The 16046-nt window shown below is 53.2% G+C and carries 11 protein-coding genes; 3 read left to right on the top strand and 8 right to left on the bottom strand.

What is annotated here, in order from left to right; translation table 11 throughout:
* Positions 1-46: 46 nt before the first annotated feature.
* The 5 genes from EA392_10690 to EA392_10670 all read right to left on the bottom strand — a co-directional run bounded on the left by EA392_10690 (position 47) and on the right by EA392_10670 (position 9340).
* The gene (locus EA392_10690) at positions 47-3334 is read right to left on the bottom strand and encodes a T9SS C-terminal target domain-containing protein (GenBank protein TVR38250.1); all 3288 of its coding nucleotides are present in this window, start codon (positions 3332-3334) and stop codon (positions 47-49) included.
* Between the two features lie 57 nt (positions 3335-3391).
* Positions 3392-4864 (bottom strand): hypothetical protein, encoded by a 1473-nt coding sequence (locus EA392_10685; GenBank protein ID TVR38249.1) that lies wholly within the window; start codon positions 4862-4864, stop codon positions 3392-3394.
* Positions 4861-5400, bottom strand: a complete 540-nt coding sequence (locus EA392_10680; protein TVR38248.1) for a sigma-70 family RNA polymerase sigma factor — start codon at positions 5398-5400, stop codon at positions 4861-4863. Before EA392_10680 ends, EA392_10685 begins: the two co-directional genes overlap by 4 nt.
* Before the next feature lie 13 nt (positions 5401-5413).
* Complete coding sequence (locus EA392_10675) at positions 5414-7276, bottom strand: carboxypeptidase regulatory-like domain-containing protein (protein ID TVR38247.1); 1863 nt, start codon at positions 7274-7276, stop codon at positions 5414-5416.
* Positions 7277-7441: 165 nt separating this feature from the next.
* A complete protein-coding gene (locus EA392_10670) occupies positions 7442-9340 on the bottom strand; it encodes a hypothetical protein (protein TVR38246.1) in 1899 nt (632 codons plus the stop codon).
* A gap of 68 nt (positions 9341-9408) precedes the next feature.
* Between EA392_10670 and EA392_10665 the strand changes: the two genes are divergently transcribed.
* Positions 9409-10179 carry a hypothetical protein gene (locus EA392_10665; protein ID TVR38245.1) on the top strand — a complete coding sequence of 257 codons (771 nt, stop codon included), beginning with the start codon at positions 9409-9411 and terminating at the stop codon, positions 10177-10179.
* Positions 10180-10302: 123 nt separating this feature from the next.
* Here EA392_10665 and EA392_10660 read toward each other — a convergent pair whose 3' ends face one another.
* On the bottom strand, positions 10303-11895 hold the full coding sequence (locus EA392_10660; GenBank protein ID TVR38244.1) for a DUF4301 family protein: 1593 nt from the start codon (positions 11893-11895) through the stop codon (positions 10303-10305).
* Here EA392_10660 and galE point away from each other — a divergent pair.
* Together galE and trpS are read left to right on the top strand one after the other, a co-directional pair.
* The gene (gene galE, locus EA392_10655) at positions 11889-12917 is read left to right on the top strand and encodes a UDP-glucose 4-epimerase GalE (protein ID TVR38243.1); all 1029 of its coding nucleotides are present in this window, start codon (positions 11889-11891) and stop codon (positions 12915-12917) included. The genes EA392_10660 and galE overlap by 7 nt on opposite strands.
* Before the next feature lie 235 nt (positions 12918-13152).
* On the top strand, positions 13153-14139 hold the full coding sequence (trpS, locus tag EA392_10650; GenBank protein TVR38242.1) for a tryptophan--tRNA ligase: 987 nt from the start codon (positions 13153-13155) through the stop codon (positions 14137-14139).
* Between the two features lie 25 nt (positions 14140-14164).
* Here trpS and EA392_10645 read toward each other — a convergent pair whose 3' ends face one another.
* Both EA392_10645 and EA392_10640 read right to left on the bottom strand, forming a co-directional pair.
* The gene (locus EA392_10645; GenBank protein ID TVR38241.1) at positions 14165-14734 is read right to left on the bottom strand and encodes a hypothetical protein; all 570 of its coding nucleotides are present in this window, start codon (positions 14732-14734) and stop codon (positions 14165-14167) included.
* A 51-nt stretch (positions 14735-14785) separates the two neighbouring features.
* Positions 14786-16045: an amidohydrolase gene (locus tag EA392_10640; protein TVR38240.1), complete on the bottom strand. Its 1260-nt coding sequence runs from the start codon at positions 16043-16045 to the stop codon at positions 14786-14788.
* Between the last annotated feature and the right edge of the window lies 1 nt (position 16046).

The following is a 16046-nucleotide window of genomic DNA, read 5'->3' as shown; positions in this document are numbered from 1 at the left end:
TCGTTGGGGAGGGCCGGCTTAAGGAGTAGTAGGTAATGGTTTGGGTTTATTGCTTTACAAGTCGGGCGCTTTGCTGGTATTGGTCGCCCGTGAGGCGCAGCAGGTACATGCCCGCTGGCAGGGAGCCGAGGTCAAGCTGAAGCAGGTTCTCGCCCGCCGAGGCCGCCCAACTGCGCTGCTGCAGCATCTTTCCGGATACGTCGTACAACTCCAGGGCCACCAGGTCGGGGCTGCTGAGCGTGAACTGCACAGTGGTGATGTCGCGCGTGGGGTTGGGCCATAGATTCATATCCAGGGTATTGGCAAGCTCCTCGGTTCCGGTAATGTTTCCGGGATCTACCACATTGATGGTAAAGCCCGCGCCCATGCCCGGCGGATTGATCATCTCGTTGGTGAGCTCGGCACAGAACGTTACGGTGCAGAAACCGGCGTTGTCGGGGTCGTCGAGCGTTACGGTGAGGCAGAGCAAATAGGGACCATCGCCGCTGTAGGTATGAATGGGGAAGAGGTCGGTGCTGGTATTGCCGTCGCCAAAGTCCCACAGCAACTCAGTGGCGTTGTAGATATTGGGCGAGGGCGTAATCCACACGGTGTTGCCGCCGGTGGTGTCGGGCGATACCACAAAGTAAATGTTGCAGCCAAACATATACTGGCAGGTGCCGTCGTCCACGTTGGCGTAGGGGTTGTAGTTCAGCGCCGCGGGGTCCATACAACCCGGAAATTCGTAGGTGGGGCAATCTACATCGTCGCCCAACTCTACGGGGAAGTTCCAGAACGACTGGCCGCCGTCAAAATCGCCTGAGGAAATCACGGCACCATTCATCACCAGGGTATAGCTCCCCTCAAAGTCTTCGTCCACAGGCGAGAAAATCAAGCCATAGCAGCCGTCGGGAGCGCAAATGGCGTAGCTTTGAGAGCCACTGGTGGCGTAAAAGTACCCGTATTCTGCAGGTTCGCTGTTGTTGACTCCAAAAATCCACGCAAAAGAGGATGTGTCAGTATTCGTGGTGTTTACGCTGATTTCGAGCACCAATTCGTTGTGGTTGCAGTTTTCGTAGGTGCAGCTTCCGTCGTCGAGGATAGCATCGGGGTTGTAGTTATCTCCTTCGGGATCGGTACAACCTGCAATGATGGGCTCGCAGTTCAGGGTATTGATGTCGAACTCAGCATATCCAAAGCTGCCGTCGTCGAGGGTTCCTGCGCTGAGCACCTCGTTTCCGAGGGTGATTTCGTACTGTGCCCCGTTCCAGCCGTCGCCCCAGGAGTCATGCATCACCAGGGTATAGCAGCCGTCTTCCAGGCAGAGCCACTCGGTGTAGGTCATAAAGTTCTGGTAGTTGTCGCCCGAGGCCACTTCATTGCCGTTGTGCAGCAGGCTCCATGAAATTTCGGGTGCCCAGAGTTCGGTTTCGAGCGAAAAGAGCACCGTGTTGGTGGCGCAGGAATCGGCGTAGAAACAGCTACCGTCATCGGCGGTGGCGTTGGGGTTGTAGTTGAGTGCCAGGGGATCGGTGCAGCCCAACAGGGTTCCTCCGCAGCCTGAGGCCACAAATTCATCGCAGTATTGCAACACGCAGTAGTCGGTGGTGTAGGTTACACAAACGGTGTACGTTCCGTTGAAGCTGTATTGATATCCACTCGTCCACCCTGACCAGTTGTTCGGCGGAGAACCGGTGCCAAAATCCCACTCAATAATGCCCGAGAGGTCGTCACCCGTGTAGAAGGCTTCCGTCAACACAACACAACCCAGCAAGGAGTCCGGGGAGGTTATGAATTCAAATGACAGCTCGCCACATTCCACTTCGCATTCTTCATTTAAGGGAAGGAGTGCTATGCCGCTACTGCCTGCATTGAGGCTTCCGGATGCGTAAATTTCACCGGTAAGGCTGTCCTGAAGCGTGTAGGTTGTACCGTTCCAGCCGTCGCCAAAGGAGTCGAACATCTCAAGGTGGTAACAGCCATCGGTGAGGCAGAGGTTGTGCACGTAACCTGAGTAGTCTTCATAGCCTCCTCCGCTGAGAATGGTTTCGCCATCGAGCACGAGATTCCACGAAACCTCACTGGCCCACATTTGCGTGGCAATCACCAATTGAACCGGGTTTAAGGTGCAGTTGTCAAGGTACTCACACGATCCATCGTCCACCGTAGCAGTGGGGTGAAAGTTGTAGGCTGCGGGGTCGGTACAGCCGGGGATTTCGGTTGGAGGGCAGCCGAGCAGATCTGAGAAAACGGAAACCGATTGCGGGCTTGCTCCACCGGCCAGTTCACCGGAAGCGATTTCCACCCCGTTTGCGGAGAGGGAATAGCTACCGTCCCAACCTTCGGGTACAGGACCAAAGTGCAAAAAGTAGCAACCATCGGGCGCACAGATAGCATGTGTGGTGTCGTTTACATAGTGTGGTCCTATTGCCACAGGCACACTGTTGCCCACCGAGAACGACCAATATACGTAGGCTGAATCTTCAAGGGTTGCTCCACCGGTCATACTCAGCGTGAGCGGTGTAAAGGCGCAATCGCTGTATTCACAACTGCCATCGTCCACCGTTGCAAGCGGGTTGTAGTTGTTGGCAAGCGGGTCGGTACAACCGGGAACCGCGCTGTTGGGGTCGCAGCCCAGCAATTCGCTTTCTACAATCACAGTGTGCGGGCCTTGCCCACCTGCGAGCACCCCGGAAACGATTTCCACCCCGTTGAGGGAGAGGGTGTAGCCGCCGTCCCAGCCAAAGGGAACTGCGCCAAATGCCATCATGTAACAGCCGTCGGGCGCACAGATGGTTTGCGGGGATTGGTTTGCGTAGGTTGGGCCTTCGGCGATGGGGATGCTGTTGTTCTCAAAAAACAACCAGAAAATGTTTGCGCTGTCGGGCAGCATTTCACCACCGGTCATTTGGAGGGTGAGTTCATTGAAGGCGCATTCGTAGGTGCAGCTACCGTCATCCATTGTGGCCACCGGATTGTAGTTGGTGGCCTGGGGGTCGGTGCAGCCGGGTATCGGTGCGTTGTAGCAGTAGTCGAAGGTTACGAAAACGTTGTACATATCCTGCACTGTATCGTTGGGAATTACGTGGGTAACCACGGCATCCTGGCAGTTGGAGAAAATGATTTCTGCGGCGGTCCACTGGGGTGAAGGCAGTTCTACAAAGGTTGGAGAGATCACGCCGTTTTCATCCACGGTGAGGGTAGTGCTCACCACCGGATCTGAGTAAACGGCAAGAATAACGTCGAATGCCTGATTGGGGTGTGAGGTCACCTGGCCTGAGAACCAGATTCCGGGTTGGGCGCATACGGTTCCACTCAGGAAAAGCAGCGCGAAAAAGAGTTGTAGTGGTTTCATGTTGTTGGGTTTGGTAAGATGGATACTAAATTGACTGTTTATGTTGGATTAAGTTGTTTAGCGGTTAAAAATCTGGTAGCGCAATCCCAGTTGCAGTCCCGGAAGGTGGTAATTCTGTTTTTGGGCATCATCTGAGAGCATAGACCCGGGGATGGCGCGATAGGAAGCGGCGATCTCTGCGCGCCAGCGGGGAGACCATTGGTATCCGAGGCGCAATTGTGCGGCATAGCTGAAGTTGACCCTTGAACGAATCATGCCCGAATTTTCGAGGCGAACAGGTACTTCATCGTATGCCAGCACGCTCCCCGAGGCGCGCAGCGACAGATTGAACATTACTCCCCCTTCGAGCGCAACAAACCAGCGCCCGCGTTGCCACTCGTGACCTACAAAGAGCGGCACGTCAATCAGGGTGTAGCGGTTGTAATGATTCATTTCTGTTTCTCTCACTATGGTTGCTTCGGCGTCCTGGTAGGTCAGCAGAGAATCGCCGTTGGCGTTGATAAAAATCTCCGAAATCACGGGCACGGTGGTGCTCTCTTCGGTGCGCATGCGCAGGTGAAAGGACTCGGTTATTTGCGTGATGTTGAGTCCCGTCATGGCGTACCACCCGCCCGAAAGACGCATGCCCACCATCAGGTGAGCGCTCATAAAATCGAGGGGTGTTTCGGTTTGGTTGCGGCGCTCCGTATAGCTTTCCATGGCGCTTTCCTGAGCGCTGAGCTGGCGTACAGGCAGCCCGGCTCCAATGCCGCCGCGAAGCATCCATTTTCCCGTTGGCTCAGGTTCTTTGTCGGGGTGCTCCCATTCGGGCATTTCCCACGGTCCGCCCATGAGCGATGGTTCCCGGGTGCTGAGGCCAAAAGCTGTGGCCCACCGCGTGGGCATGGTGTTCAAACGACTGTATGCGGAAGTCTGAGTTGGAGCCGACGGCGCTGACGGAGCTGATGAAGCCTTTGACGACAGGTCAGACGTTTTCGCTTCGCCACTTTCAGCGCTTGTCTGTTTAGTGGCCCGGCCGGTTGCATATTCAGATTCGGGGTTGATCATGGGTTTGGAACCGCCCACGGTTTCCGCGTCGTCTCCGGGAGTGTATGGCAATGTATTCAACCTTTTTTCCGGTTGTGGCTCGGCATGGTCAGTGTGATGGTTTGTTGTTTCGATACGTGTTGAAGCGGGTTGTGCAGAAGCATGGGTGTGTTCTGCTGAAGCAATCAGTTCGTTTTCCAACTCCCCGGGCAGGGTTGCGATGGAACTTTCCGCTTCGAAATCATCAACGTTGAGCCACGCCAGCGCTTCTGTATTGCGGGGCTCATACAAGGCGGTAGCATGGTTTTGGGCTGCGTGAAGTCCCCACCCAATTCCTCCGGCAATCAGCAGCACCAGCAAGGCCCCCATGTACCATGAAAGAGCAAAGCCTCCCTTGACTCCGCTTGCCATCTTTTGTTGCACGCCAGCCCATACGGCGCCGGTATCCACCGGACTTTCGTATTGGCTGAGCTGGTTGCGCAGATGTTGTTCAAAATCACTCATAATCGTACAGTTTCAAGTTCGGTAATTTTTTCCTGAAGCATGCGACGGGCGCGGAGCAGTTGCGATCGCGAGGTACTTTCGGTAATGTGCAGCATGTCGGCAATTTCGGCGTGTGAGTAGCCTTCCATCACACTCAGGTTAAAGATTTGCCGGTAGCCATCGGGCAGGGCTGCGATCAGTTTCAGGAGTTCTTCGGCTCCGAGTTTTGCGTAGGTTGTGGGCTCTACCTGCGCCAGGTCATTGAGCACCTCACTTTGCTTTTCCCGCCGCACCCAGCTTCTGTCGAGCGCATTGAGGGCGGTGGTAATGACTACAGAGCGCATCCAGGGCTCCAGTTTGTTTCGGTGTTCGTAGTTCTTTTGCAAAGCCGTAAGTATTTTCACCAGTGCATCCTGCAGCACGTCGTGGGCGTCGTTGTCGTTTCCGGTGTACCTTTTTGCTACCGTAAAGAGCATGGGCGAAAAGCGCACCACCAGTGCTTGCTGGCAGTGCGCCTCGCCATTCATGCACCCGTTCAGTAGCTCTACTTCCGTCATTTAACCAAAACAGTTATTGAGATCTGAGTACACGAAATGATCCTGATAGCGGCGCATTGGGTGTTACGCCCTGAAATCCGTTGCTGAAATCGAGGGTTCCTTCAAAGGTTCCTTCAATATATCCTCCCACAGCTTCTACCTGTGTAAGCGTGAAGGTGAGATTTTCGCATTCGCCCAACCCGCAGGAGGCATATTGAAACTGCAAAGAGGTATCGGGGGTGGTGTAGTAGGAGTATTGCCATTGTACCTCGCTGTTGCTGAAAACCGAATTGGTCACACCCTCCACCGGCCAGCGCATTTCAAAAGAGTAGCTTGAGTTTTGCGCGTTTACACGGCTCTGATTGTCCACAATGCTCTGGTAGGGGTTGGGCAAGGCCACATTCACCCCATCAATGGTAAAGTTGATAAACTCGTCGGCGGGGTTGTCACAAAGCTGCACCGTTCCGAGGTTGATTGTATTGTCGGCATTGACGGTAAGTTGAGCGGTTTCGCCGCTTCCAAAATCAAAGACCGAAACCGTAAAGGCAGTAGCATCGCACCATGAGAAGGCCACGTCGAAGGAGCCGTTCATTACCATGAGGCTCTGGCAACCTTGCTGCCAGCAGATTTGAACGGACGCGAGCGACACGGGATTGCCATCGCAGTTTACGAGGTTTCCGGATATCTGTGAAAAGCCTGCTTCAGACTCGTTGACGGTAATGTTTCCGAGGTCGGTATCGGACGAAATGGAACCGAGGGCCTGTGCGTAGATGGTTACGTTGCACAGGTTGCTCACCATCAAATTGAGATTGAGGTTTTCCGGAACGAGTACATTGAAGTTTCCGTCGGCATCGGTTTGGGTGGTCTCCCATCCTGGTCCGTCGGCGTCCAGAATGGTCACAGTGGTATTGGGCACGGGTGCTCCGGCCTGGTTCACAAGTGTACCTTCAAGCATCACACCGTCAAAGTCGTCAAAAATTCCCCAGTAAGAGAAATGGCTCACTTCGCCCACATAGCTGCTGCCCTGCAACTGCGCTTCGCCTTCGTGAAGCCATTGTCCGTTGACCTCATCCAGGCGGTACAAACCGAGGGTTGCGGGCGCGGAGCCTGCCATGGATTGCGGAACCGGAAAGGTGATGGTGGCCGTTTGGTTCTCGGCGAGATTCAGGGGCTGGCCGGAGGGCGTTTGCAATGCCACGGCCAAAATGCCATAGGATTGCAGCGCTACTTCTTGCTGATCCTGGTTGATGCCGCGCATACCGGGCACATAACGCACCGTGAGGGGGTTGTCAGGATTGAGGCGCCGCTTGTCAACGGATACAGTTCCGCTGTATAGCTCGCCGGTAGATTGGGCGATACTGTTGGGGCCAAAAACCAGGGAAGTGCCGTCGCTGAGATCTACTTCGCCGCCATCGGCAGCACTGAATTGCCCGGTTTGGAATCGCTGTAACATGGTGTGGGTGACGTGGTGCATGTGGTTGTGGCGAGGATACACCACACGACTGGAGCTCCAGAAGCCGTTGATGCTGGCGCGAATATTCATCCCTTTCTGGTTGAGGGGAATGTTGTGAAAAACGTAGATACCATCGGTGTTGGTGGTGGTTTGGTGATTGCCCGCTTTAACCACCGCGCCCGACATAGGAACGCTGTTTTGGTTGAGCACCATGCCCATTACCGAGCCGTTGACCGTAACGGCATAAGGTTGATTACCGGGGAATTGAGTGTTCTCCGAGGACTTGTCATAGTCTTTGCGACACGATGTCAGGGAAAGAAGGATCAGGAAGATCCAGAGAAAATTGGGTTTGTTGAAGTGAATTTTCAGGAAATTCATCGGATGGTCATTTCGGGATTCTGATGGCTGAACAGTATGACGTTGGGTTTCGTTGCATGGGCGCATGAAGGAATTTGGGTTTTTCCCAGAAATGCCTCAACGAAGGGATGATAAAAGGAGTTGCGAAGTTGTCTTCTTCGGGCAGGGCTCTTTTACGGAAAGGAAAAGGCCTTACTGTACCGTCCGGGTTTGTCCTCATCGGAACAATGGCCAATTTGTCGAATTAACACCTCACCCAACCTCCACTCCCATCACACACACATCATCCAATTGCGATCGGGAGCCTTTCCATTCGTCAAAAACGCGGTTCATGTGCACTGCTTGTGCCGACATCGATTGAGATTGAATTTCGAGTAGCATGGCCTTGAAATGGGCAGTTTTGAATTTTTTACCGTACTCGCCACCAAACTGATCGCTGAAACCGTCGCTGAAAAGATAGATTCTGTCGCCCGGTTGTACCTCGTGCTGGTGCAAGCCATAGGGCTGCTGAATGGGTGCGTTGCCCACGGGCTGCCTGTCGCCCTTGAATTCGATAAATTGATCTCCGCGGAAAACATACAGCGGTCTGTTGGATCCCGCCCAGAGAAGTTGATTGCCGTTCAGAGCACAGAGCGAAATGTCCATGCCTTCGTTCATTTCGCGCTCGCTTTGGGCAAATGTCTGAATCACGGCCTCTCTCACCATATTGAGTAGTTGTGCCGGGTTAGCTTCGGGAAATTGATGGATGCTTTGTTTGAGCGCGTTGCAGCAAATCACACTGACCATAGCGGCGGGCACACCATGGCCGGTACAGTCGGCCACTGCGAACAGGACCGTGTTGCCTGATTGATGTACCCAGAAGAAGTCGCCGGCCACAATATCTCGCGGCCGATAAATCAAAAAACTTTTGGGAAAAAGTTCTTCAAATTGTGACTGTTGTGGCAAAATGGCGCGCTGTAACCTACGGGCGTATTGAATGCTCTCGGTAACCATGGCGTTTCGGTCGTCAACCAGTTTTTTCTGCCGCTCGATGATTTCCTTTTGCCGCTCAATAATCCGGTAGCGGTTGTACACCACGCCTGCGAAAATCACGGCCAGGAACAAGCCGCCACTGAGGCCGTATTGCTGGTTTCTTCGCGCGCGGAGCTCTGCATCTTGTCGAGCCACTTCCGATTTTTCTATTTCAATTTGCTGCACAAAAGCCAGGCTGTCGGTAACCAGTTTCTGCCTGAACGCGTGGCTCATTTCCAGTCGCACTACTTCCTTGGCCTTTTCTTCGCTTTGAATGGAGTCGCGCAGCATAAGCTCCAGCGTGATGTAATTGAGAGCACGCTTGCTGTTTCCCAGAAAAACATTGCTGTTGTACAGGCAGTTGCAACAGTCGCGTTGAATGCGCAGAAAACCAACTCTTTGAGCAACTCCCAGCCCTTCTTCGCACAATTTTAATGCATTCTGATGATTTCCGAGTGCCGATTCGGTTTCGCCCAGTTTACACAGAAGTATGCTGTACGAAATGTCATCTTTGTGTTCGCGAAAAAACAACCGGGCGGTTTCGAAGTGCTGAAGCGCCCGTTCCGGTGCATTTTGCTGTAGGTAGGCAGAGCCCCGGTGAATGGAAGTTAGGGCCTGCCAGTGTTTCTCACCGAGTGATTGCCAAAGCACCATACTGCTATCCAGGTAGGCCAGCGCGAGTTGAGGGTTTTCACCATCGAGCGCCAGAACAGCGAGATTGTTGAAGCACTGCGCCTGGTTTTTCTCGTGGTTTATTTCTCGAAAGGACTGTAGTGCAAGTTGGTAGCGAAGCGCGGCTTTATCTAGCTCGCCAAAAGTCTGAAAAAGAGAGCCTATATGGTTGTGCATTTGCCCGGTATGTGCCGGTGCGTTTAGGGTTTGCAATACTGTTTCGGCCTCGAGCAAGGCCCCAAGCGCCTTGCTGTAATGGTTGGCGTAGTGATAGGACATTGCGAGTTCCAGCTGAAGGTCAACGATATAAAGGTCTGTTGTTTTATTGTCGATTGCTTTCAGCGCGTTTTCTAGAATGGCAATGGAAGATTTAAAATCACCGGCACGTCGGGCCATGTTGGCGTCTGCAATGGGATCGGATTCCGCGTCAGACTGTTGGGAAAATAAGTTTACAGGGTGCAACAGCATGATACAAAAGGTCAAAACGATGATTGTGCGAATGGAATGTTCCGACACCTTGAAACCTCGTCTTTGAAATGTCTTTGGCTGCACCAGCTTGGAATTTGAGGAAATATACGTACTTTCACCCAATTACCAACCTAACACTGAATGCCATGCGTAAACTTTTGTTTCTTGCGGTGCTTGCAATGTCGATGTTGCAGGCGTGCCAGTGGTCAGAAGATCGTCCGAAAGATCCTCCACCGAGTGATGAAGATGATCAATCCATTGAAAATGCAATACCTGGATTTAGCTCGATTGACATGAGTATTAAAGCTCTGCGTCAATTGGCTCTTGTTGATGGGGCTGAAGGATTGAGGATTTACAATGTGATGACTGAATCGGCATCGGCAATCAGTGGAGCTACCGGCGATGCCTATGTTACCCTCATGGCAGTAGCTATTGATGCTGATAGCAAGGAAATACACCCCGATTCAAGACCTTACCTATTGATGGAAAGGGGTGGTCTCGTATCAGCACTGGACCGCGAATCGGCTCAGGCAGCGTGCAGAAGGCTGAAAGCTGCAAGCCTGTTTAGTTTCTGTGCCGACTTTATGTTATCTGAAGTCGGTCCTTTTCTGGATATGGGAGATTGCAACATGGTTTCGGTAGAACTCACCCGAGTTACGGTTGATTTGCCAGGAAGTTCTCCGCGTGAAGCTCATTCAATGTTGATGAAAATTCACAGACTGCCGGAGGCCATGACTGAAGAATGTCCGATGCGAGGAGATACAGAGGGCATCGTTTCGAATTATCCATGCCCCTTGGTTTGTGGTCACTCTGATCATTATCTACATCTGGAGGAATAATAATGGCTTTTTGCAATAAGCATCAGATAGCTCTGTGAGAGTATTATTCTCAAGAGAAGCGGCTAACCACCTCAAACGGTTTCGCACAACGTGGAACGCTGATTAACGGATAGATTCTCGATCCTAGCCGTGCAGCGGCCGCAAAAGGTCGTTTACCGTTTTTACCGGGCTGAATGTACTGGCCGGAACTTCCACAAAAACCGTGTTCCAGTTGGCCATGGCGCCATTCCAGAGGCCGGGCAGCTCCAGTGCGCGAATGGTTTGACCCTGGTGGCTTTTTTCGCTCACAAAGCCGGTTTGCGGATCCACAAATTGCAGCAGGTTGTAGGCCTTACCCGTGTAATCGCGGGTCATACACACAAGGTCAACCGGGTTGAAGTGGGTGGCCGCCTCAAGCATATCCCGCTGGGTGGCGTCGGTTGTATTGATTTGAGATTTCTCAACAATCTGCAAACTGCGCCCGGTGTGCTCATCGTGCACCCAAAACGGCCCGCCCCCGGGTTCACCTTCGTTGCGAACCATGCCGCACACGCGCAAGGGGCGGTTTAAAATGGGATGCACCCATGCGACAAATTCGCGGCGAGAGCCCCGGTTGCACATTCCTTCGGGCGTTTCCAAAAAGAAGTATTCCTGCAAAAAATGCTGAATTTCGCGGCAAAGCTCCACGGGCGTTCTGCCAAGGGCAATGGCGCGCTGATATTTAACAATGCGCCGGTGTAGATCCAATGCCAGCCCCGCCAGTACCATCTTGTAACGAATGCCCTGATACTTGTGCCGATCGCTCACCACATTGTCAATGTTCTTAACAAAGATGAGCTCTGCACTCAAAGCGTTGAGGTTGTGAATCAGTGCCCCGTGCCCGCCGGGCCTAAAAAGCAAGCTCCCGTCAGGATTGCGCACAGGTTCTCCGTTGGCGTCAATGGCGAGCGTGTCTGTGGCCGATGATTGCACCGAAAACGAAAGCTCAAACTGCTTGCTGGTTTTGCTGCTGATGGCATCCGCTTCGCTTTGCAACTTCGCCTGGATGTCTGCCAGAAAATCCTGCTGAACGGTAAAATGGATCCGCACTTTGTCGTCAACCCCACAACTGTGGTGGAGCCCTTCGTGCAAATGCTCCTCAAAGGCGGTTCGGGCCGTATTCCCGTAGCGATGAAATGGAATCATTCCTTTGGGAAGCTGCCCAAATCCCATTCCGTCGGGTTCTAGCATCAGGTTGAACAATTTCTGGCTGGGGAGGGAAGCCAATTGACCTTCGCCGATTCCTTGTTTTTCGGCAACTTGTTTCAAGGCGGGATAAAAAGCAAACTCGCGTATGTTTTCGCGGACCTCTTTTCTTTCGGCCGATTGCCCATCACCACCTTCAAAAAGTGCCTTGAACATGCGCGTGGCAGCTCCCGATGCCGGCACAAACTTCAGTAGGTTGAGATGGGTTGCCGCCTCGTTGAATGACTCCATGTACTCATCTGCTCGGCTTTCGCTCAGGGCCACAATACCGTCGCCCACCAGGGCCGGACCGGTGAGTCTGATACCCGGAAAGCCCTTGCGGAGCTGGGTAACCTGCTCAGCGGCCTGGTTTGCCGTGATGCCTCGTGCGGCCAGTTGCTGAATGTCTTTTTCCGTAAACTGCACTGTTTCTGTTTCAGCGCACGAATTTAACACTTTCGCCCATGTTGGCCGGCAGGATGGAGAAATGCTAATTTTGGCGACAAATGGCAGCTAAAAAGATTTTGGTAACTGGTGGAGCTGGTTTTATTGGGTCGCACACGGCAGTGGCGCTCTCGGTGGCGGGCTATGAGCCGGTGGTCATGGATAATTTCAGCAACTCTGAGCGCGCAGTGATGCAGGGTATCCGAAAGCTGGCTGCCACCCCGGTGCATTTATTGGAGGCCGATTGCTGCAACGTGGAAGCGCTGCGAACCGTTTTCCGTGATCACCAGCCTGCGGGGGTGATTCACTTTGCGGCGTTCAAGGCCGTGGGTGAGTCGGTGCAGCAGCCGGTGAAGTATTTTCAGAACAACATCGGCTCACTCACGGCCTTGCTTCAGGTGATGCCTGAGTTCAGTGTGAATGACCTCGTTTTCTCGTCGTCGTGTACGGTTTATGGTGTGCCCGACTCGCTGCCTGTTACCGAAAACGCACCCGTAAAACCGGCCATGTCGCCCTACGGTTACACCAAGCAGGTTTGCGAAGAGGCCATTCACTATGCGGCCGCGGCTGATGGAAAGCTTCGCTCAACCTTGCTTCGCTATTTCAATCCCATCGGGGCGCATCCTTCGGGCGAGATTGGTGAATTGCCACTGGGGGTGCCCAACAACCTCGTTCCCTTTATTACGCAAACAGCCGCGGGCATGCGCAGGGAGCTGAGCATTTTTGGCCGCGATTACGATACCCCGGACGGAACCTGTATCCGCGACTACATCCATGTGATGGATTTGGCCGAGGCACACGTGCGCGCACTTGGGTGGCTTTCAAAAGCCGAGGAAGGCAGGGTAGAGGTCTTCAATGTTGGCACCGGCAAGGGGCAAAGCGTGCAGGAAGTGGTAGATACCTTTGAGGAAGTGACCGGAGTAAAGGTGCGCTGTGTGGATGCTCAGCGCCGTCCGGGAGATGTTCCTGTCATTTATGCCGATGCATCCTGCGCGGAAAAAGAACTGAACTGGCGCGCCACCCGCACAATGGCCGATGCCCTCCGCGATGCGTGGAACTGGCAGCAGCGAATCGGGCAGGGGAAGGGTTGAAGGGTGTGGTTGCCTGCTGAGGTCGTGGGATGTTGCGCGTAAGGACTCACTGTGTCTAATGGTCTTTTGTACTTGAGCTGAAATGTGTGGCTGCTGCCAATGCCGTCCTAACCCGTTCTTTGGTGCGGCTTCTCAGGCCAACCACTCAAAGGTGGCTCGGGTCAACCAGTATCCTTTCCTACCCACCGTCAAAACAACCGAACTTTCTAATTTAGCGCGCTCAAAACCCTTGGCCATGTCGCACACGAAACGCGTACTCACAGGAATTCAAAGCACGGGCGTGCCGCATCTTGGAAATGTGCTGGGAGCCATGTTGCCTGCCATCGAAATGAGCAACCGCCCCGATGTAGAGGCCTACCTGTTTATCGCCGACCTGCATTCGCTTACCACCATCCGCGATACCGAAACGCTGCGCAACAACACCCTTTCCGTGGCCGCTGCATGGCTGGCCCTGGGTTTCGACACCCACAAAAACGTGCTTTACCGCCAAAGCGATGTGACCCTCGTAACGGAGCTAACTTGGTACCTAAACTGCATGGCACCCTTTCCGATGCTGGCAAACGCCCATTCGTTTAAAGACCGGCAAAACCGATTGGCCGAGGTAAACGGAGGATTGTTTACCTACCCCGTACTCATGGCGGCAGATATCCTGTTGTACGACGCCCACGAGGTACCGGTGGGTAAGGACCAGAAGCAGCACCTTGAAATAACCCGCGACCTGGCCGGCGCTTTTAACCGGGCCTATGGTGATGATACCCTCGTGGTGCCCGAAGCCGTGATTAACGAGCAGGTTAAAGTGGTACCTGGCACCGACGGACAAAAAATGAGCAAATCCTACAACAACTTCCTCGGAATCTTTGCCCCGGAAAAGGAATTGAAAAAACAGGTGATGGGCATTGTTACCGACTCTACTGCCCTGGAAGAGCCCAAAGACCCGCATAGCTGCAACGTATTCAAGCTGTATGAACTGGTTGCCACGAAGGAACAAAGAGATTCCCTTCGCGACCGCTACCTGCAGGGTGGGCTGGGTTACGGCCACGCCAAAAAAGAGCTTCTGGAACTGCTGCTCGATCAATTTCGGGAAGCCCGTACTGACTTTGATCGATACATGTCTGACACAGGCATGATAGAAGAAAAGCTGGCAGAGGGTGCTGCCAAAGCCCGCACTACGGCACAAAACACACTGAACCGAGTGCGTGAGGCGCTCGGTTTCAGCGTGTAAATGCGTTACTAAAAAAGGCTAATTATTAATCTTCGGCAGCCTCAACATGCGCCCAGTTTTCACCGTTGCGTATGCGGTTGAGCTGAGTGTGCGTGATGCCGAACATTCGGGCAATCATGCTCAATTTTAAATGCTCATCCTGCAGTAGCTTTTTGATACGGGCTACCTTGGTTTCGTTCAGCTTGTAGCCTTTCGCTCGCCGCTTGCGCGGAATGGGCGACTTTTTACGGTGCTCAAACAAGGAGCGTCGGTTCACCAGCTCAAGGTTTTCAAGCCTGTTGTTGTTGCGATCATAATCCTTGTGAATCACAAAGTTGTGGTAATGATCCTTGGGTGTGATCCACTCCTGAGCCACCAGCCTGTGAATGTAGCGGTTGCGTTGCCGTCCGTCGGGATACTTGATTACCGCGTAAGGATAACCCGCTATGGTTCCCTGAACCATCACGCGCACCACGCCGTCTTTCTCCAGGCGGCGAACACGCCCCATATTAGAGACTTCATAAATAGGAACAATCTCCTCGCCTTCCACATGGTGGAGGCGTTTCCATTTTTCGCCCGGCAAACTTTCAGTCGGACCTTTTTTGCGTCTAGCCATCAGTGTAAAATTATTTTGGTTTACTAATCGAGATGGGCTAAGTTATACAAATTATTTTGAATACTTACGCTTAAAACGTTCAAAAAGTTCTTCTTGTCTGTTAGTCAATGAAATAGATCTTCCGTCGATATAGGCGTGTGTAAGGTTATTTCCCCTCACGTCGAGTGCATCGCCATCTGAAACAAACAAAGTGGCTGATTTTCCGACTTCGAGGGAGCCGTAGCGATCTGCAATTCCTAGAATTTCTGCAAGGTCGAGACTCATGGCCTGAACGGCTTGTTCGTAGAGCAATCCGTGAGCAACTGCCGTGCCCCCGTTAAAGGGTGTATTGCGCAGAAGCATCCTTTCATGAGGGCCGTGGTTGCTCAACCCAAATGACACGCCGTTATCGCGCAAAATGGCAGGCAAGCGGTAGGGGAGCTCAATGGGGTCGCCGGGAAGTTGAGGCAGTGCGTGTACCCGCCCCAGCATCAATCCGCATTTGTGTTCCCGGAACATTTCGGGGATGAGGTGTGCGTCGTAGCCACCTACAATCACCATGTTGGGGATGTTGTGCCTGCGCGAAAAATGAATGGCCGCAGCGATGTCCTTTACACGGTCGGCGTGGATGTACAGATTTTGTGAGCCCTTAAGCACACCACACATGGCCTTTAACCTTAGGTTTACCTGATTGCCAGGAGCCTCGCAATAAGCTTTTGCATCATTAAAAAAGCGATTGAGCTTTTCGAGTTCTTTTTCCGATTCCTTGTTGGCTTCCAACTTTCCGAAATCACCGTACCAGCCCGTTTTACTCACCATCGCAGGCCAGTTGATATGTACCCCGTCGTCGGCGCGAACCACGGCATCTTCCCAGTTCCATGCGTCGAGTTGCACTACCGATGAGGTTCCGGCAATACGTCCTCCTCGCGGTGAAATTTGCGCCAGGAGCACTCCGTTTCGAACGGTGGTGGGTATCACCACCGACTCTGGATTGTAGGCAATGAGCGTCCGCACATTCGGGTTGTATTCGCCTGTTTCGTTGTAATCGCGCGTGGCCCGTACGGCGTCAATCTCACTCACGCCAAGGGTGGTGTTGGCAGCGATAAAACCGGGATACAGGTGTTTCCCTGCAGCTTCAATCACCTCGTCGTACTGGTCGCGTGGTGCGCGATTGGCCGTTCCAACAAAATCAATCACACCATCTCTAAAGCCCACAGCGCTTTGCTCTATGGCCGTTCCGTTGCCGAGATGGGCGTGCGCACCCAAAATCAGCACGCTTCCTTTTTGAGGAGGTGCGGGTTGTGCATGTACAGCAAGGGCAGCGAGGGCCATC

It is taken from the genome of Cryomorphaceae bacterium, assembly GCA_007695365.1.
Taxonomy (GTDB): Bacteria; Bacteroidota; Bacteroidia; order Flavobacteriales_D; family SKUL01; genus SKUL01.
Note: the sequence above shows the minus strand (reverse complement) of the source record. Positions and strands in the feature narration are given on the sequence as shown.

Coding starts and splice junctions, on each gene's coding strand:
- EA392_10665 (TVR38245.1), top strand. CDS start 9,409: ATGTCTTTGGCTGCACCAGCTTGGAATTTGAGGAAATATACGTACTTT.
- EA392_10670 (TVR38246.1), bottom strand. CDS start 9,340: ATGCTGTTGCACCCTGTAAACTTATTTTCCCAACAGTCTGACGCGGAA.
- galE (TVR38243.1), top strand. CDS start 11,889: ATGGCAGCTAAAAAGATTTTGGTAACTGGTGGAGCTGGTTTTATTGGG.
- EA392_10690 (TVR38250.1), bottom strand. CDS start 3,334: ATGAAACCACTACAACTCTTTTTCGCGCTGCTTTTCCTGAGTGGAACC.
- EA392_10675 (TVR38247.1), bottom strand. CDS start 7,276: ATGCGCCCATGCAACGAAACCCAACGTCATACTGTTCAGCCATCAGAA.
- EA392_10640 (TVR38240.1), bottom strand. CDS start 16,045: ATGGCCCTCGCTGCCCTTGCTGTACATGCACAACCCGCACCTCCTCAA.
- trpS (TVR38242.1), top strand. CDS start 13,153: ATGTCGCACACGAAACGCGTACTCACAGGAATTCAAAGCACGGGCGTG.
- EA392_10680 (TVR38248.1), bottom strand. CDS start 5,400: ATGACGGAAGTAGAGCTACTGAACGGGTGCATGAATGGCGAGGCGCAC.
- EA392_10645 (TVR38241.1), bottom strand. CDS start 14,734: ATGGCTAGACGCAAAAAAGGTCCGACTGAAAGTTTGCCGGGCGAAAAA.
- EA392_10685 (TVR38249.1), bottom strand. CDS start 4,864: ATGAGTGATTTTGAACAACATCTGCGCAACCAGCTCAGCCAATACGAA.